Genomic DNA, 18,058 nt, shown 5'->3' with positions numbered 1-18,058 from the left:
CTTTGATCGACACAGGATGTTTCGGACGGAGTTTTTAGGAGCGTTTTTAGATGGCCGAGAAAAAATCAAAACTAGCTGAAATAAAAACAAAACCAACCGCCGCGAGCGTGGAAGATTTTCTCAATGACATTGCCGATGAACAGAAGCGCAAAGACAGCTTTCTGATCTTGGAGATGATGAAAAAATCCAGTGGCGAAGAGCCTAAGATGTGGGGCGGTTCGATCATTGGATTTGGCAATAAGAGATACCAAAGCCCCGCGACGGGCCGCGAAGTTGATTGGCTACAGATAGGTTTCTCACCGCGAAAAGCGAATCTGTCGCTCTATCTCACCGCTGGCCTAAAGCAACACTTCGCAGCCCTCGAACGGCTGGGCAAGCATAAGACTGGTGTCGGCTGTCTCTACATCAATAAGCTCGCCGATGTGGACATTAAGGTTCTAAAGGAAATGATCGATGAATCTTTGAAGACATTGTCCACGCACAAATAAAAAAGGCGGCCCGCTTTCGAGCCGCCATTTTATTCACGTTCGAATAGCCTTACGCCAGATCAAAGCGATCAAGATTCATCACCTTGTCCCAAGCAGCGACGAAGTCTTTGACGAATTTGTCACTGCCGTCTGCACACCCATAAACCTCAGCGAGTGCTCGGAGTTCGGAGTTGGAGCCGAAGACGAGATCGACACGGCTGCCCGTCCATTTGGCGTTGCCTGACGCGCGATCGGTTCCGTTGAAGACCTGTCCGTCGCCGTTTGCCGGTTCCCACTTTGTGCTCATATCGAGCAGATTGACGAAGAAATCGTTGGTCAGCGTGCCCGGGCGACCGGTGAAAACGCCGTGATTCGATCCGTCGTAATTTGTTCCGAGGACACGCATTCCGCCAACTAGAACGGTCATTTCCGGTGCCGTGAGCGTCAGCAATTGAGCCTTATCGATCAGCAATTCTTCAGCAGAAGTCTTGTGATGGCCTTTCTTGAAATTGCGGAAACCATCAGCCTGCGGCTCAAGAAATTTGAACGAATCGACCTCGGTCTGCTCCTGCGTCGCGTCGCCGCGTCCCGGCGTGAATGGAACCGAAATATCGTGTCCGGCATCTTTTGCGGCCTTTTCCACAGCAGCGCAGCCGCCGAGAACGATCAGGTCAGCCATCGAGACCGATTTGCCGCCAGCGTTGAACTCAGCCTGAATGCCTTCGTAGGTCGAAAGCACGCCGGCGAGTTGTCCCGGATTATTGACTTCCCAGTACTTCTGCGGCGTCAGGCGAATGCGTGCTCCGTTCGCTCCGCCTCGATTGTCCGAGCCGCGGAACGTCGATGCAGACGCCCAAGCCGTCGACACAAGCTGCGAGATCGATAGTCCAGATACAAGTATCTTCGCCTTGAGAGCGGCTACGTCAGACGCATCGATTCTGGTTCCGGCCGGGATAGGATCCTGCCAGATCAGATCTTCCTGCGGAACGAGCGGGCCGAGATAACGAGCTTTCGGGCCCATATCGCGGTGCGTCAGCTTGAACCACGCACGTGCGAAAGCATCAGCAAATTCCGCTGGATTTTCCATAAATCGACGCGAGATCTTTTCGTACGCCGGATCCATTCGCATCGCCATGTCGGCGGTGGTCATCATCGGCAAATGCTTCTTGCTCGGGTCGGCAGCGTCGGGTACGTTTGGTTCGACACCGACAGGCTGCCACTGATTCGCACCGGCAGGGCTCTTTGTCAGTTCCCATTCGTTACCGAACAAGGTTTCCCAGTAACTGTGATCCCACGTGATCGGCGTCGGCGTCCACGCACCTTCGATGCCACTTGTGATAGTGTCAGCACCTTTACCGGATGCATAACTGCTGAGCCAGCCAAATCCCTGTGCCTCGATCGGAGCGCCTTCAGGCTCGACACCGACATTTGCCGCATCGCCCGCACCATGAGCCTTTCCAAATGTGTGGCCGCCGGCTACGAGAGCGACCGTCTCTTCGTCGTTCATAGCCATACGGGCAAATGTTTCGCGGATGTCGCGTGCCGACAATAGCGGATCAGGATTGCCGTCCGGGCCTTCGGGATTGACATAGATCAAGCCCATCTGCACAGCAGCAAGCGGATTTTCGAGATCGCGTTCACCTGAATAGCGGCTGTTCGGCTTGTCGCTGGTCGCCAGCCACTCGCCCTCAGACCCCCAATAAACATCTTCCTGCGGCTGCCATACATCAGCACGCCCGCCGCCGAAGCCAAATGTCTTGAATCCCATCGATTCGAGTGCCACATTGCCTGTCAGGACAAAAAGGTCGGCCCACGAAAGCTTGCGGCCGTACTTTTGCTTGATCGGCCAGAGAAGGCGTCGGGCTTTGTCGAGATTGCCGTTGTCGGGCCAACTGTTTGTCGGAGCAAAACGCTGTTCGCCCTGTCCGGCTCCGCCGCGGCCATCCGAGACGCGATACGTACCCGCTGCATGCCACGACATACGGATAAAGAACGGCCCGTAATGGCCATAGTCCGCCGGCCACCACTCCTGCGAATCTGTCATCAACGCAGTCAGATCCTTGATCACGGCGTCGAGGTCGAGTGACTTAAATTCTTCGGCGTAATTAAAATCTTCGCCCATCGGATCTGCCAGCGACGAGTTCTGCCGCAGGATCTTCAGATCCAGTGCATTTGGCCACCAATCGCGGTTCGACCTTTTTGTACTGGTCGTAAAGCTCACCGCACCGCCTGTGAAAGGGCATCTGCTCGAATCGTTTATTTCTAAAGCTTCGCCACTATTTTGGTCTTCTGTATTTCCCATTCTGATAGTCTCCCTATTTTTCTAATATCTAATTTCAAAAAATAACACTTGAACTTTTCTATTTAACACACTTAGGACATAAACCGTGCAGCGTCAGTTCGATCGACTCAGGTTCAAATTTCGAACGCTTTGCCGCTTCTTTGAACAAGCCTTCCGGAATAGACAATTCGAGATCGACAAGCTTTCCGCAGTTATTGCATATCGCATGATCGTGACGAGTCAATTTGCGGTCGTAACGCGAAGCGTCCATGCCGAAACGCACTTCGCCGATCAGCCCTTCATTCTTCAGATAACGCAGCGAATTATATACCGTCGCAAACGAAATGCCCGGCAATATCTGCTTAGCATCCTCAAAGACCTCGTTGGCTGTCAAATGTTCGTGAGATTCGCGAATAACCTGCAAAACAGCCTGCCGCTGCTTTGTGATCCCCAAACTCTCGATGTCTTTTATCGCCTGCTTCATTGAACTAAATGTATTTAGAATAATTCTAAATGTAATCAATGTCAAACGGTGTGACTTTATTGTCACATAGCAATATAATTGCACCGAGAAATCGTATTTCAACCAAAATCTAAGGAGATCATATATGCATAAACTAAGTTTTGTGTTCGTGGTAGTTGTACTGTTCGCAGGTTCGAGCGTTGCGTTCGGGCAGCGTAAAGATGTAATGAAGCCGATCAATCAATTCGTCAATGGCTTTAACAAGGGTGATATGGAGTCGGCAATGGCTGCTTGTTCAGAGGCGACCGCGATCATCGACGAGTTTCCGCCGCACACCTGGAGCGGAGCGGGAGCATGTCAAAGATGGGTTGATGACTACGTTTCTGATGCCGAAAGAAGTGGCATCAAGGACGGCGTCGTTACACTCGGCAAACCTTCGCACTTTGAAATGACCGCCGATCACGCCTATGTCGTCATTCCGTCAAGCTACGTCTATAAACAAAAAGGCAAACGCGTCGCGCAGATCGGTTCGCTGTTTACGTTCTCGCTTAACAAAGGCGCAAACGGCTGGGCTATAACCGGCTGGTCGTGGTCAACGAAATAGCTGGTTGCCACCAATGCAGTGCGATTTGAAATCTCCGTGTCCTTTGTATCTTCGCTTTGTGCTCTCTGTGTTAAAAGATTTAAACACAATGGTCACCAAGGCAAGACACAGAGAACACGGAGAAGATCTAGCTAAAATTTCAGATTGTCGCTTTACCCTCTTTTTCTCCGAACGCTGACGTCGTGCGTAGCTTTCAAGTCAAGCCATAAAATCCCCTTCTCGTCTATTACCGGGTGATCAAATTTTTCCGTCTTTTCGATCACGATCTTATGATGACGGCAAAACGGCGCCGCGTTAACGACCCAGTTGACGCTGTTCTTTGGCTTGAGCGGAAACGCATCCTTGTCGTTTAGGCTAGAAGCCACAATGCCTATCAGGCTCTCCTTCTTCTCAAAAAGCAGCTTAACCGCATCGGCGTTGTTAAGCTCATTCACCGCGAACCGGTTGAAGGTTAATACGCTTTTATGATTGATGGTTATTCCAAAATCGTGATTTTCCGGCCGCGTCGGCCCGCCCTTAAATGCTTCCCAATATAGTGCCATTTTATTTTCTTCTCCTTTAACAATTTATGTATCATAGATAGCACGCCATTTCACATCTGTCAAGCGCCAAGATAGTATCTTATTTAAAATGTTCCTTTTCCGCGCCTTTGCGAGATATGTTTTTCCACCAAACCACCACGACTGCAACCCGGACTACGCCTTGAGATCTATGCCGCACCAGGCATCGGCGGCTCTTTTGAGATCAAGGGAACGTATGCATGATATACGCAGTGGATCGGAATTATTGCCACGTCTTTTAAGTAAAAAAAACTGAGATTTGCTGATGGCTTTTTGGGTGTCTCCGATGGCTTTTTGGGGGGTGCGCGATGGCTTTTTGGGGGGTTACAGATGGCTTTTTGATCGCGTTTGTCTATAACCCATTGCAGATCATACATTTAGCATGAAATCACGACTCCATCGACTAGCGAAAATGCTTCTCGTCTTCGATCTACATCCTCGTCGTTGACATCTAGCATTATGACCTTTATTTACATCCTCGATCTGAACCACTCGACAAATTTCGGGATGCCGTCGGCGATCTTTGTCGTGGGATTGTAGCCGAGCAGTTCGCGTGATTTGGTGATATCGGCAAACGTGATCGGTACGTCGCCGGGCTGCGTCGGCTGGCGGTCGATGACCGCGCTCATATCAAGGCTGCGTTCAAGCAGGCTTATCAATTCACCAAGCTCGATCGTCTGCGATTCGCCAAGGTTGAATACCTCGTACATCGATCTGTCATAATCGATCGCCGCACGCACGCCCTGAATGATGTCGTCAACATAAGTATAATCTCGCCGCGTTGTACCGTCGCCAAACACTTGTATAGGCTTGCCTTCGGTTATCAGCTTTGAAAATTTATGGATAGCGAGATCGGGCCGCTGACGGGCTCCGTAAACTGTAAAAAACCTTAATGCCACTATCCGAATCCCGTAAAGGTGCGAGTACGCGTGACAGAGATGTTCGCCCGCGGCCTTTGTCGCGGCATACGGTGAGATCGGCTGATGGATCCTGTCTTCTTCCGCAAAAGGCACCTTCGCATTGATGCCGTAAACACTCGACGACGAGCCGAAAACGAATTGTTTGATGCTGTGCTGGCGGGCAAGTTCGAGCAGGTTGAGCGTGCCATTGATATTTGTCTCGGCATAAAGTTTTGGTTCGCTCAATGAAGGCCGAACTCCTGCTCTGGCCGCCAGATGAACAATTACATCAAACTTGTACTCGGCAAAAAGCGCAGCCATCGTCGCCGCATCACGAATATCAGCATCAACCAGCCGGTAATTGGGCGATTTCACATGCTCGGCAATGTTTGCGTGCTTTATCTCCGGCGTGTAAAAATCATTAAAATCGTCAACAACCGTGATCTCCCAACCGCCCTCACCCAGCAGCCGGTCAACCAGATGCGATCCAATAAATCCGGCACCGCCGGTAATAATTATTCTTCTATCTGACATTTTCTCTTACCTTTTCTTATCTTTGCGTCTTTTAGCGTCTTGGCGGGAAATTTTCTCCCGCAAAGTCGCAATATCATTTTCGTGCATAGAGTGAGTTTCCCGCAAAGCCGCAAAGACGCAAAGTAAGGTGCTAATTCAAAAACCGCTGCTTTGCATGAAAGCGGTGAAGGATGTCTTCGAGGAATCCTTCGTAGGTAAAGGTATCTAAGTTATAGCTCGGTTTGAGTTTGTACATTATTGGCAAAGCGATGCGCCATGCCATCCACAGGCGTTGGCGTTCGGTGAGGTCCCAGCGGCGGCGTAAGAAACTCTCGACAACCTCTACTTCCTTTTCAGTAAGCAGGCTAACGTTCGCCTCGGCGCCCGTGGGTTTCTGCACCCGCGTAAATGCGACATCTGTGATACGGTTTGAGAACGTTTCGGCAAATGTCGGGGCCTCGTCGGTGCGTTCGCGAACAACGACCGTTCCGGCAAAGATATCACCGACACGTTGGTCGCGGTCGCTCAAAAATATAACGATAAGCCCCACTGAATAAACCGGAAGAATAAAGCCCGGCACAGCATCGCAAATTCGTAAGAGGTTTCGTGCGATCGCCTCCCAAAGCGTCAATGGCCTTCCGTCCTCGCGTATCACGCGCAGCTTTAACATCCGCTTGCCCGGCGTCTGGCCGTTCCACAGCCATTCGAAAACAATAAAATAGCCGGCAAATATCAGAAAGAGAACGACGATCAAAATTGCAAGCGTCCACTTCGGCATTTCGGCCAACAGTGTCTCGGCAGTGTCAGGTACATCCGATGTGCTGTAACCTGAAATGCCGAGTACGAACCATGCGATCAGAAATATCGACACGTACTGAATAAAGTGATCTATCGACACCGCCAGAAAGCGGTTACCTATCGACGCAAGCGCAAATTCCAGCGGAACGCGCTCGGGCGTTTCGATGATAAACTTCTCTTCGGCCTGAATGATCGTTCGCGGCATACGCTTGGCATATTATTACGAGTTTGGACCAGAGATTGCAAAAATCGCCTTTTTGCTTGTCAATAACGTTTGGCGTTCTTTATACTTAAGTGGTGCAAATGTTGGAGTTGAAAATTGAAAATTAATATCAAACGCGAAAAATTCTCGGCAGCGGGCTTTCGCTTCTGCATTGTTGTCAGCCGTTGGAATGATGAACTGACATCGAGGCTGGCTGATGGAGCGGTCGAGGCACTTTACGAATCCGGGGCCGATCCCGAATCGATAAAGATATTCCGCGTTCCGGGCTCGTTCGAACTACCTGTCGCTTGTCTAAAGGCCGCCGAGAGCGGCAATTTCGACGCCGTCATCGCACTTGGGATCGTGATTCGCGGCGACACGCCGCACTTCGATTACGTCGCCGGACAAGCTGCCAGCGGCACGATGCAGGCTTCTTTGCAGACCGGAGTGCCGATCTTGTTTGGCGTAATTACGGCTGACAATATTAAGCAGGCAACGGCGCGCTCAGGTGAGAAATCAGACAATAAGGGCTACGAAGCCGCTATCTCGGCCGTGGAAATGGTAAACTTATTTAGCGAGATGAGCAGCAGTAAATTACAAGGTGGGAGCGACGCAAGAGTTTTACCGAATGTCGTTTGAAAAAACAGAGAAGAGTTCCGGCACGAGGCATAAGGCGCGCGAATGTGCTTTGCAGATGCTGTTCGCGTTTGACATGGCCGGCGGCGATGCAGCGACATTGATCCGTGATTATTGGAACGAGCTCGGCGATACAGCCATCGACGATAAGACCCGAGATTTTGCCAACAGACTCGTCAGCGGAACCATTGAAAAGATAGCGGCAATAGACGATGTCATCCGAACGCGTGCCGAGCATTGGCGGATAGAGCGAATGGCAATTGTTGACCGCAATGTTCTGCGGCTCGCAGTTTTCGAGTTCCTTCACCACGACACACCTGACAATGTTGCTATCACTGAAGCGCTGGAAGTGACCCGTCGCTTTTCATCCTTTGAAGCAACCCAATTTATCAACGGCATTCTCGACGGCATCAAACAAGATATCGAAACCGCAGCTGACAGCAGTGAGAATACTGAGAGATCAAAAGCTTCGTCAATCTAGCATTTTGTCAATTCCGTAATGAGAACAACGGCCTTATTCACGACCATTCTGGTTCTGATGCTGTTTTCCTCCGCATTTGCACAGAAACTGCCTGACAAAATACGCGGCTACAAGGTCCACAACATTAAGGTCGCAGTCAAAGATCAAACCGGCCAATCAACAACAAAAGACAAAACGGATGTTCTGGTAAAACTTGGCGAACCCGAAGTTTCGATAGACGGACTGTTTTCCGTAGCCATCGAGGTTGGAGCAGAGTTTACTGCGATGCGGCAAAGCGGTAAGGTCGATTTTGTCACGTTTCAAGATTTCCGCGTCAATGGAATTGCTCTGGAGATCGACGAATATAACTCAGCCTTCTCATTCAAAAAGAACCTGCCTATTTCCCTTCCAAAGCCCGTCCGTTCCACGCTCAGCATCGTCGGCATCGCAAAGGCCGCTTACAAAGAGTTGATCGAATCAAAAAAGGAATGGACTGTGACCGGAACCGTCTTTGTTTTCGGCAAGTTTGATCGCTATGGCTTCAGTTTCAAACGTGTCGTTCCCGTAAAGATCGATATGAAAATTAAGAATCCGTTGACGGACTGAACAATGGTTACGGTTTTTAGCCCTTTTGCGTTAAAATTGAAGTTTAGTCGAGGACTCTGAGAACAAAGTGAGCGAAATAACAGCAAAATTATCCGAATTTATACAAGAATCTTTTGGTTCTAACGCAACGTATGTCGAGGGCCTGCTCGATCGTTACAAAACCGATCCAAAGCTCGTTGACGAGTCGTGGCAAGCCTATTTCAGTGACCTGCTTAACGGCGGTTCGCCATCTATCGACCAACAGGCAGAAACACGACCGGTAGGGAGTGTGCCCGCTGTTGAGAAAGTGGCTGAAGCACCAAAAGAGGTTTCCACAACGCCGTTGCCGATCGACACCGAATCAAAGCCGATAACCGGAGTTGCCAAAAAAATCGTCGAAAATATGGAGCTGAGTTTGACCGTTCCAACGGCTACCAGCTTCCGCACGATCCCGGTAAAAGTTCTCGAAGAAAACCGCCGCATCATCAACGAACATCTCGCTTCACAAGGCCGCGGCAAGGTCTCTTTCACGCACATCATAGCCTGGGCCATCGTCCGTGCCGTTAATGTTTATCCGCACCTAAATGTCGGCTATGGCCTCGTAAATAACGTTCCGTCGCGCCTAGAGCACGAACAAGTAAATCTCGGCATCGCCATCGACATCGAGAAAAAAGACGGCTCACGCAACTTGCTCGTGCCCAACATCAAAGGCTCAAACCGAATGAATTTCGCTGAGTTTTTTGCGGCTTACAACGATCAGGTCAAACGTGCCCGCCAAGGCAAACTTGAGATAGCCGATTTTCAAGAAACCACGATCTCGCTCACCAACCCCGGAACCATAGGAACCGCTGCTTCGAACCCGCGTCTAATGACTGGCCAGAGTGCAATAATTGCGACCGGCGCGATCGAATATCCAGCCGAGTATCAGGCAATGACCGACTCTGCGCTGTCGTCGCTTGGAATAAGCAAAACAGTGACTGTGACCAGCACTTACGACCATCGTGTTATTCAAGGTGCTGAAAGCGGACTGTTTCTTGCAAAGATACACGAATTTTTGACCGGCAAGAATGCGTTTTACGATGATATTTTCTCCGACCTTGAGATCAATTATCCGCCGCTGCGTTGGGCAAAGGACAACAATCCGTCGCTCTTTGGCCATGAGCGAGAACAGGTTGAAAAACAGGCAAACGTCCTTCAGCTAATAAATGTATATCGTGTTCGTGGACATTTTCTAGCTGACATCGATCCGCTGAATATGACATCGCATATGGCGTCCGAGCTTGATCTTGAAAACTTCGGACTTACCATTTGGGATCTCGACCGTGATTTCATAACAGGCGGACTTCACGGCGAACAGACAGCAACGCTTCGGCGCATTCTTGAAATTCTACGACGAGCATACTGCGGCAAGGTCGGTATCGAATATCGACACATCCAAAGTAACGAGGAAAAGGATTGGATCAGGGCTCGTGTGCGTGAACAGTTTGTAGATACACAGCCGCTTGCTGCGAAGATAAAAAAAGAACTGCTTCAAAAATTGATCGAGGCTGAGCAATTCGAACAGTTTCTGCACAAAAAATATCTTGGCCAAAAGCGCTTTTCGCTCGAGGGTTGCGAAACGGTTATTCCGATGCTTGATCAAATGATCGAAGGTGCTTCGGCACGCGGCGTTGACGAGATCTACATGGGCATGGCACATCGCGGACGTTTGAATGTGCTTTCGAATATAATCGGCGACCCTGAAACGGGAGCAATGGCCGAACGCATCTTTACGGTTTTTGAAGGTACGTCGCATCCTGATTTTCCCGCTGACGAAGGCGACGTAAAATATCATCAGGGTGCTATCGGCACTCGCAAAACCAAAGCCGGTAAAGATCTGAGGATCCAATTGTCGTGTAACCCCAGCCACCTTGAGGCTGTCGATCCCGTCGTCGAAGGCATGGCACGTGCTCGTCAGGACGAACTGCGTGTCGGCGGAACAAAACCTCGTCAGGAAGTTTACGGTCAAGTATTGCCGCTGCTGCTTCACGGCGATGCTGCATTTGCCGGACAAGGCGTTGTGATGGAAACACTGCAACTCGCCGGTCTGCCTGGTTATCGAACTGGCGGAACGATCCACATCGTTATAAATAATCAGATCGGCTTTACGACTTCGCCCGGACTTAGCCGCAGTTCGATCTACTCTACGGACGCAGGCCACGTTACGCAGACGCCGATCTTTCACGTCAATGGCGACGATCCCGAAGCCGCGTTTCGAGTGGTTCAGATCGCTCTCGATTATCGACGCGAATTTAACAAAGATGTTGTCATCGACCTCGTCGGTTTTCGCCGACTCGGCCACAACGAAGGCGATGAGCCAAGCTACACTCAACCCGTAATGTACGCTCGCGTCAAAGCTCATCCCGGCACTCGGCATTTGTATGCACAGCACCTGATCCGCGACGCTGTCATCACCGAAGACGAGCTGACCGCGATGACCGACAAGGTCGTCGAAAAATACGAAGGCATTCTGGCTCGTGCAAAAGAAATCGCCGCCAAAAAACCTGCTAAAGCGAGTCTTACAAAACCACCTGTTGACGAAGACGGTTCGGCAATTCTCGAAACCGGCGTTCCGGCAAATATTCTAAAGCAGGTTGCCGAAAAGATCTCGCTCGTTCCCGAACACTTCCACATCAATCCAAAAATGGTCGGCCAGCTTGCTCGTCGTGCCAAGATGGGTGATGGCGAAGTGCCGATGGACTGGGCATTTGGCGAAGCGATGGCTATCGGTTCTCTTGTGCTCGACGGTTTTCCGGTTCGTTTTAGCGGTCAGGATTCCGGTCGCGGAACCTTCTCACAGCGTCATGCGAATATGTACGACACTATGACCGGTGACCGGTGGGCTCCGCTCAACGAACTTCACAGCGAAGCGAACAAGTCGGCTCGTGCGTATATCTATGACAGCTCGCTTTCGGAATACGGTGTGCTTGGATTCGAGTATGGTTATTCCGTCGTTGCCAAAGATCAGCTTGTCGCTTGGGAAGCGCAGTTCGGCGACTTTTCGAATGGCGGTCAGATAGTCATCGATCAATACATCTCATCAAGCGAAGACAAATGGCAGCAGAAGTGCCGCCTCGTTATGCTCTTGCCTCACGGCTACGAAGGACAAGGACCGGAACATTCGTCAGCAAGACTTGAGCGTTATCTACAGCTCTGTGCCGAGAATAATTTGCAGGTAACTTATCCGACGACGCCCGCACAATATTTTCATCTGCTGCGACGACAGGTAAAGCAAGAGATCGTTCGGCCTCTCATTGTTATGACGCCAAAGAGTCTGCTGCGTCTTCCTGCTGCAAGTTCTACGATGTCCGAACTCGAAACCGGCGGATTCCAACCCGTCATCGACGACGCTCACATCTCTGATCGATCAAAAGTAAAACGTGTCGTCGTATGCAGCGGCAAGGTATTTTACGATCTCGATGCCGCTCGCTCGGAAAATGATAAAGGCGATGTCGCCGTTGTCCGTCTCGAACAATTCTATCCGTTCCCTGCCGAGGCGTTGAAAAACATATTTGCTTCGTATCCAAACACAACCGAGATCGTCTGGACTCAGGAAGAGCCGCAAAACATGGGCGGATGGACGTTTGTCGAGCCGCGTCTGCGTAATATTCTGCCTGACAATGCGTCGCTGCAATACATCGGCCGTGCAGCGTCAGCTTCGCCCGCGACAGGCTCGTATGCGATCCACAATCTCGAACAGGATCAGATCGTTACAGATTCTCTGGCGATAAATGAAAACGAAACAATGGCGACCGCTTAGCTCATGAAACAGGAGATCAGTTTGTCAATAATATTAGCGATGTCGGTGGCCGTTTTTGCTCTGCTTGCCTGCCAGCCAAAAGTTGTAAGCAGCGAAGAGCCTTCCACACTCGCCGGTGCTGCTTCGCCTACTCCAAAGAAAGATGGTCCGATCACTATCGCAGCCGTTGGCGACATAATGATGGGTTCTCCTTTTCCTAACGACAGCCGTATGCCGCCTAATGACGGAGCCGATCTGCTCAAAGATGTGACGCCGATCCTTTCCGCTGCCGACATCGCATTTGGCAATCTCGAAGGTCCGATGGTCGATAGCGGCGTCTCGTCAAAATGCCCGCCGAATTCGAGGATGTGTTTCGCCTTTCGCGTGCCGACACGTTACGGCAAATATTTGAAAGAAGCTGGTTTTGATGTGATGAGCCTAGCGAATAATCACGCAGGTGATTTTGGCGACCTCGGACGCAGTAGCACTCGCAAAGTTCTCGACGATCTCGGCATCAAGCACGCAGGCAGTGACCGCGAAGCTTTTTCGACCGCTTATCTTGAGTCCAAAGGCAAAAAGATCGCCGTCGTCGGTTTTGCTCATAATAAGATCACGCCCAACGTCAATGACCTTGCCTTCGCCCGTCAGCTTGTCGCTGCGGCAAAGAAAAAGGCCGACATCGTTATCGTCTCTTTTCACGGCGGAGCCGAAGGCACAGACAGCCAGCACGTTCCTAATAAAACTGAGCTATACGTCGGTGAAGCTCGCGGCAATCTGCCGCTCTTTGCCCGCTCGGTCATTGACGCCGGAGCCGACCTCGTCCTCGGCCACGGCCCGCACGTTCTTCGCGGAATGGAAATTTACAAAGATCGCCTGATCGCCTACTCGCTCGGCAATTTCTGCACCTACGGCTGGTTCAAGCTCGTTGCTGAAACGGCTTTGACCGAGATTCTCGAAGTCAAGATCGCTCCCGACGGCAAATTCCTCGGCGGCAAAATTCACGCCGGACGTCAAGAAGGCCTCGGCGTTCCCGTCCTCGACAAATCAGGCGAGGCTATCAAAAAGGTCCGCGAACTCTCAACCACCGACTTCGGCACAAACGCCCCAAAGATCGCCGACGACGGCACGATCACAATCAAATAGATCCGTACCCACAGTTACTTTTTTATTTTTTCGATCTGTTTGACGATCTTAATGGCGTGGTCGCGGGCGAGGAGCGGGAGGCGTTCGTTGGTTGAGAGGTCGGTCAGCATAGCGACAAGATGCGGCGGGTCGGATATTTCGTTTCGTTTGATATAGCTTTCAAGTGTTGTCATCAGGCTCGGGGTTTGCAGAGGTTGATTCTCACATGCAACGGCGATCTCAAACTTCCATGTGTACTCGTTAGCAATTCGGCGGTATTCGTCCATCAGAGATTTCGCCTGTTTGTTTTCCGTCCAGTTGTATTTGGCGGTTCTCTGCTTTCCGTCTTTTTTCACCGTGATCGAAACGTTTCCCATGTTCGAATGGTCTCGCTCGGTCTGGTAATTTTCGTTTGACGCGAGAAAATTGAGCGATGTGAAAGCCGATGTCAGGTTCGACATGGTCACTGCGGTCAATTGAATCGGGTCGGAGATCGTTTCGTCAGAACCGCTTTTGCTGAAAGAAATTTTTCCCTTGCCCGCTTCGTCATGCTCGATCAATATCCGCTCATACGCAAAACCCGGACGGGTGAATTCGTAAAAATATACGGGTGTGTAAGAGACAGTCGAGACGTTGGTTGCATCTCCGCTGTTAGGGCGTTCGTTGCGTTTGGTGGGTGTTTCTGTCGGTGTTGCCGGAGTAGATTGCGGTGCAGCAGTCGTTGATTTTGGCTTAGACGGCCTTTTTGTTTTTTTAGATTGAGCGTTCAGCCCGATCGCTAACAAACAAAATAACATCAGGAAAACTATTACGTTTACGGCCTGTCTCATTCGTCTTAGTTTACCAAATGTTTATTCAAACTTGACGGAAACTATCTTCGACACGCCTGCTTCCTGCATCGTCACGCCGTAAAGGGCACGAGCGGCTTCCATTGTGCGTTTGTTGTGGGTGATGACGATGAATTGTGTCTTTTCAGACATTTCGGCGATCTTTCCGGCAAATCGTCCGACGTTTGCATCATCAAGCGGTGCATCAACTTCGTCCAGCAAACAAAACGGCGACGGACGATATTTAAAGATCGCAAGAATAAGTGCGATAGCCGTCATCGCCTTTTCACCGCCGGAGAGGAGAAGGATATTTTGCAGACGTTTGCCGGGCGGCTGGGCGACGACCTCGATACCGGCTTCGAGAATGTCGTCAGATTCGAGCAATGTCATCTCGCCGCTGCCGCCGCCGAACAGCTCTTGGAAAAACTGTATGAAGTGAGTATTTATAGTCTCGAACGCGGTCTTGAATTTTTCACGCGAACGCTGTTTAATCTCACGCAATGCTGCTTCGGTCGCAGCGATGCTGTCGATGATGTCCGTTCGCTGTGAAGTGAGGAAAAGGTTGCGTTCCTCAGCCTCGCCAAGTTCTTCGAGGGCGAGCATATTGATCGCTCCAAAATTATCGAGCCTTTGCCGCAGATCGTCAGCCTCACGACGTGCATTTTCGAGGATAAAATCTTCTGGCAATTCGACCGAGTCAACCATCTCGGCAAGCGATATGTTCAATTCTTGCTGGCAGTTTTCCGCCGTGTTCTTCAATTGCGTAACAGCCTCAGCTTGTCGCACCTCTATATCGGCACGCTCATTGATAGCTTCGGCTGAACGCCGGTTGAGATCTGCGAGTTCGTTGCTCAACGTGTCCGACATCTCGCGGGCAGCGGCCAGAGCGTTGATGCCTGACGTGATCTCGACGTTCTCATTGGCGATCTCATCACCGGCAGAAGCGATACGGTCAGTGATCTCGGTTATCGACGTGTGGAGGTCTTTGATTTTGGACTCGGCATCGGTCATTTCGAGATGCTGCAAAGCAAGCCGCGATTGGAGTTCCTTGATCTCGTTCTCCACTCGCCGCAAGGCAGAAACAGCGGAACGCCGACGTTCTTCGGACGTGGCAGCGATCATGCGTTTTTCGTTTAAAACTGCATTTGCAGCCTCGGTCTTCGAACGTGCTTCGTTCAAGCTTGCTCCGATATTTTCGAGCGAGGCTGCTGACTCAACACGAGCGGTTTCGGCAGCCTGTTTATTGCTGAGAGCGTCAGCAAGTTGGTCTTTTAGTTCGACGATCTCCGACCGGATCTGCCCGGCCTCGTCGGCAACGACCTTGCGGTGACGTTCGGTTCTTTGTATTTCTTCGCGGGCCGCATGAAGCTGGATTTGCAGGCCATGAATACCGCGATCAACCTTGATTATGAGCGATTGCAGATCGACGGTTTTGCTCTCGTTTTCAACCAACGCCTTGCGTGCAGAATCGGCTGCGGACGTTGCGGTTTCGATCGCAGATGAAAAACGTGTGCAATCTTTTTCAAGCTGGTTCAGTTCGCGTTTGAAAGCAAGAAGCGATTCATTGGTGCCTGTTGAGTTTCGATTACCGGCAACAAACATCCGTCCGCCAAGCAGCAGATCGCCGTCGTAATTTATAAGAATATTGCCGTCGGAGGCATCCTGTTGATCCAGATCTTTGACAATTCGAGCCGACATTTCGCGGGGAAACACTTGCCGCAAAGCGTCCGCCAATTCACCCGACACGCCAAGATGATCGGCGACCGTATCACCCATTCCAAGAACTGCATCGTTCTCACGAGTTGCGGTGTGCGGCAAGATTATCATCGCCGTTCGACCGATGTCATTCGCCTTGAGCCAAGTCGATAAAATTTTGGCATCGCTCAGCGATTCGACAATGACGGCTTCCAGAAAATCGCCAAAAAGAGTCTCGACCGCAGTTTCCGCTTCCCTTGTAACATTTAACCTGTCAGCCAAAACACCAGCCAGATGCACACCGATGTTCTTTTCCTCGGCAAAGAGCTTTTGCGTTTGCGGAGTGTAAACAGCACGTTTTTCTTCCAGTTCAAGCAGCGTTGACAGCCGGTGACGTTTGGCAGAATGTTCTTCCTGTAAGACTTGCAGTTCGGCTTCGGCTTTATGCAAAGTGTTTCGAGAATCAGCGGTAGCCGCGAGCAATACGTCCTTTTCACCATTGAGCCCGACAAGCTTTTTCTCTTCTACGCTCAATGTTTCCGCGAGTTCGTCGGCCTGCTTTTGATTTGCCGAAAAAGTCTCGTCCGTACGCACACCTTCCTTCTCAAGGCCGTCCGCACGCATTGTTAGCCGCTCAAGATTGTTCTCAAGCTGTCGTCCGATCTCGTCAAAACGCTCGACCGCTCCGGTATGCTGCATCAAGGCCGCACGAAGTGTCTCTATCGACGTTTCAATGACCGCCAGAGCATCGGCTTCGCCGCGGTGATGTTCTTCGGATTCGCGAAGGGCAGATTCGGCCTTAGCATGCTCGGCAGTTTCGTTCTGCTCTTCTTTTTGCAGGCGTTCAAGTTCGGACTTGAGCAAATTAAGCCGCTCGTCGCTCGCAGCTATCTCGGTTCGCAGGGTTTCGCAGCGATTGTTGAGATTTACGATCTGATCGGATTTATAAATATGCTCGCGTTCGGCACGGTCACGTTCAAGAGCATTGTTGGAGTGTATTTTTCGAAGCTCAGCGAGGCTTTCCTCAGCATTACGAGCCTTTTGAGTGGCTTCACGGGCAGCTTCTTCCTTAGACTTAAGCTGCACCTGAAGATCGGCTTCGACCTCAACCGCTTTGCCAAGCTGAAGTTTTAGATCTTCAGAAAGATTGGTGAGATATTTGCCCTCAGCCGCATAAAGATGCCGGAGCAGCGTGCGAAACTCTTCCTGCAAGATCTTAAAGCGGCGTGTTTTGGCAGCCTGACGGCGGAGCGAATTTACCTGTTTCTCGATCTCGGAAACAATATCGGAAATACGGCTGAGATTGCCCTTTGCAGACTCGAGACGTGATTCTGCGGCACGCTGACGGGAACGAAACTTCGAAATACCGGCAGCTTCTTCGATAAGGTTGCGGCGATCAGCAGGCTTTGCGGAAAGGATCTGGCCGATGCGGCCCTGTTCGATGATCGCATAATGCGAGCCTGATAAACCTGTGCCTGCAAATAGATCGTTAATGTCCCGAAGACGACAAGTTTTACCGTTGAGTTGGTATTCGCTCTCGCCGGAAAGATACAGGCGGCGTGTGACCGAAACCGCTTCGCCCGGTGCAAAATCCAATGCGAATGCACGAGGCCGCCAATGGCGTTTCGTCTTTACCTTTGTCTCAAGAGTTTGGGTTGAGCCAACCGCCGCGACCTTTACTGTCTCGACCTCAACGTCTTCGTTATGAAATCCGTTTTGTTCGACGGCTATTTCCGCAACGACTTCGACTGGCTCGGCCTCGATAGCGTCGATCTCGTCTATTTCGACAAAATTCTCGTCAATATCTGTAAGAGCCTCGTCGATGTCCTCTAGTTCGTTTTCGTCTATGTCAAAAACGGAGTCATCGCGTACAAGGTGCAAAACAACCTCAGCCATGCCGCCCGGTTTGCGGTTTTTGGTTCCCTGAAAGACAACGTCCTTCATGTCGCCGCCGCGCAGAGATTTGGCACGTTGTTCGCCGAGTACCCATGCGATGGCATCGGACACATTCGACTTGCCGCAACCGTTTGGCCCGACGACCGCAGTTATGCCGCTACCCGTGAAAACGATCTCGGTATAGTCGGCAAAAGATTTAAAACCGGTAATTTCTAAACGCTGGAGCTTAAACATTCTATAGTGCTCGAAAATTGGGAAAGCACTATATTTTG

14 protein-coding genes are annotated in these 18,058 nt (G+C 50.8%); 7 read left to right on the top strand and 7 right to left on the bottom strand.

Features of this window, described 5'->3' with window-relative positions:
* Nucleotides 1-50: 50 nt before the first annotated feature.
* Nucleotides 51-488 (top strand): DUF1801 domain-containing protein, encoded by a 438-nt coding sequence (locus IPL32_10325; protein MBK8466214.1) that lies wholly within the window; start codon nt 51-53, stop codon nt 486-488.
* A gap of 49 nt (nt 489-537) precedes the next feature.
* Here the strand turns inward: IPL32_10325 and katG are convergent, their stop codons facing one another.
* Nucleotides 538-2,769 carry a catalase/peroxidase HPI gene (katG, locus tag IPL32_10320; GenBank protein ID MBK8466213.1) on the bottom strand — a complete coding sequence of 744 codons (2,232 nt, stop codon included), beginning with the start codon at nt 2,767-2,769 and terminating at the stop codon, nt 538-540.
* A gap of 58 nt (nt 2,770-2,827) precedes the next feature.
* A complete protein-coding gene (locus tag IPL32_10315; protein ID MBK8466212.1) occupies nt 2,828-3,232 on the bottom strand; it encodes a transcriptional repressor in 405 nt (134 codons plus the stop codon).
* A gap of 124 nt (nt 3,233-3,356) precedes the next feature.
* On the opposite strand from IPL32_10315, the gene IPL32_10310 reads away from it, so the two are divergent.
* The gene (locus IPL32_10310; GenBank protein MBK8466211.1) at nt 3,357-3,815 is read left to right on the top strand and encodes a nuclear transport factor 2 family protein; all 459 of its coding nucleotides are present in this window, start codon (nt 3,357-3,359) and stop codon (nt 3,813-3,815) included.
* A gap of 152 nt (nt 3,816-3,967) precedes the next feature.
* On the opposite strand, the gene IPL32_10305 is transcribed toward IPL32_10310, so the two are convergent.
* The 3 genes from IPL32_10305 to IPL32_10295 form a co-directional block, all read right to left on the bottom strand.
* A complete protein-coding gene (locus IPL32_10305; GenBank protein MBK8466210.1) occupies nt 3,968-4,357 on the bottom strand; it encodes a hypothetical protein in 390 nt (129 codons plus the stop codon).
* Nucleotides 4,358-4,845: 488 nt separating this feature from the next.
* The gene (locus tag IPL32_10300) at nt 4,846-5,808 is read right to left on the bottom strand and encodes a GDP-mannose 4,6-dehydratase (protein ID MBK8466209.1); all 963 of its coding nucleotides are present in this window, start codon (nt 5,806-5,808) and stop codon (nt 4,846-4,848) included.
* Nucleotides 5,809-5,938: 130 nt separating this feature from the next.
* Entirely contained in the window at nt 5,939-6,790 is an 852-nt protein-coding gene (locus IPL32_10295; GenBank protein ID MBK8466208.1) for an RDD family protein, read from the bottom strand.
* 120 nt (nt 6,791-6,910) lie between these two features.
* On the opposite strand from IPL32_10295, the gene IPL32_10290 reads away from it, so the two are divergent.
* The 5 genes from IPL32_10290 (at nt 6,911) to IPL32_10270 (ending at nt 13,389) form a co-directional block, all read left to right on the top strand.
* Nucleotides 6,911-7,426: a 6,7-dimethyl-8-ribityllumazine synthase gene (locus IPL32_10290; protein ID MBK8466207.1), complete on the top strand. Its 516-nt coding sequence runs from the start codon at nt 6,911-6,913 to the stop codon at nt 7,424-7,426.
* Nucleotides 7,416-7,904, top strand: a complete 489-nt coding sequence (gene nusB / locus IPL32_10285) for a transcription antitermination factor NusB (GenBank protein MBK8466206.1) — start codon at nt 7,416-7,418, stop codon at nt 7,902-7,904. Before IPL32_10290 ends, nusB begins: the two co-directional genes overlap by 11 nt.
* Before the next feature lie 18 nt (nt 7,905-7,922).
* Nucleotides 7,923-8,489: a hypothetical protein gene (locus IPL32_10280; protein ID MBK8466205.1), complete on the top strand. Its 567-nt coding sequence runs from the start codon at nt 7,923-7,925 to the stop codon at nt 8,487-8,489.
* 76 nt (nt 8,490-8,565) lie between these two features.
* Entirely contained in the window at nt 8,566-12,267 is a 3,702-nt protein-coding gene (locus tag IPL32_10275; GenBank protein MBK8466204.1) for a multifunctional oxoglutarate decarboxylase/oxoglutarate dehydrogenase thiamine pyrophosphate-binding subunit/dihydrolipoyllysine-residue succinyltransferase subunit, read from the top strand.
* Between the two features lie 21 nt (nt 12,268-12,288).
* A complete protein-coding gene (locus IPL32_10270) occupies nt 12,289-13,389 on the top strand; it encodes a CapA family protein (protein MBK8466203.1) in 1,101 nt (366 codons plus the stop codon).
* A gap of 14 nt (nt 13,390-13,403) precedes the next feature.
* Here the strand turns inward: IPL32_10270 and IPL32_10265 are convergent, their stop codons facing one another.
* Together IPL32_10265 and smc are read right to left on the bottom strand one after the other, a co-directional pair.
* The gene (locus IPL32_10265; GenBank protein ID MBK8466202.1) at nt 13,404-14,198 is read right to left on the bottom strand and encodes a hypothetical protein; all 795 of its coding nucleotides are present in this window, start codon (nt 14,196-14,198) and stop codon (nt 13,404-13,406) included.
* Nucleotides 14,199-14,219: 21 nt separating this feature from the next.
* Nucleotides 14,220-18,020: a chromosome segregation protein SMC gene (smc, locus tag IPL32_10260; GenBank protein ID MBK8466201.1), complete on the bottom strand. Its 3,801-nt coding sequence runs from the start codon at nt 18,018-18,020 to the stop codon at nt 14,220-14,222.
* Between the last annotated feature and the right edge of the window lie 38 nt (nt 18,021-18,058).

Origin of the sequence: Chloracidobacterium sp. (assembly GCA_016711345.1) — a bacterium.
In the GTDB taxonomy this organism is placed as follows: Bacteria; Acidobacteriota; Blastocatellia; order Pyrinomonadales; family Pyrinomonadaceae; genus OLB17.
The sequence above is the reverse complement of the archived record's forward strand: the minus strand, read 5'-3'. Positions and strand labels throughout refer to the sequence as shown.

Coding starts and splice junctions, on each gene's coding strand:
- IPL32_10300 (MBK8466209.1), bottom strand. CDS start 5,808: ATGTCAGATAGAAGAATAATTATTACCGGCGGTGCCGGATTTATTGGA.
- katG (MBK8466213.1), bottom strand. CDS start 2,769: ATGGGAAATACAGAAGACCAAAATAGTGGCGAAGCTTTAGAAATAAAC.
- IPL32_10305 (MBK8466210.1), bottom strand. CDS start 4,357: ATGGCACTATATTGGGAAGCATTTAAGGGCGGGCCGACGCGGCCGGAA.
- IPL32_10310 (MBK8466211.1), top strand. CDS start 3,357: ATGCATAAACTAAGTTTTGTGTTCGTGGTAGTTGTACTGTTCGCAGGT.
- IPL32_10315 (MBK8466212.1), bottom strand. CDS start 3,232: ATGAAGCAGGCGATAAAAGACATCGAGAGTTTGGGGATCACAAAGCAG.
- smc (MBK8466201.1), bottom strand. CDS start 18,020: ATGTTTAAGCTCCAGCGTTTAGAAATTACCGGTTTTAAATCTTTTGCC.
- nusB (MBK8466206.1), top strand. CDS start 7,416: ATGTCGTTTGAAAAAACAGAGAAGAGTTCCGGCACGAGGCATAAGGCG.
- IPL32_10325 (MBK8466214.1), top strand. CDS start 51: ATGGCCGAGAAAAAATCAAAACTAGCTGAAATAAAAACAAAACCAACC.
- IPL32_10265 (MBK8466202.1), bottom strand. CDS start 14,198: ATGAGACAGGCCGTAAACGTAATAGTTTTCCTGATGTTATTTTGTTTG.
- IPL32_10295 (MBK8466208.1), bottom strand. CDS start 6,790: ATGCCGCGAACGATCATTCAGGCCGAAGAGAAGTTTATCATCGAAACG.
- IPL32_10280 (MBK8466205.1), top strand. CDS start 7,923: ATGAGAACAACGGCCTTATTCACGACCATTCTGGTTCTGATGCTGTTT.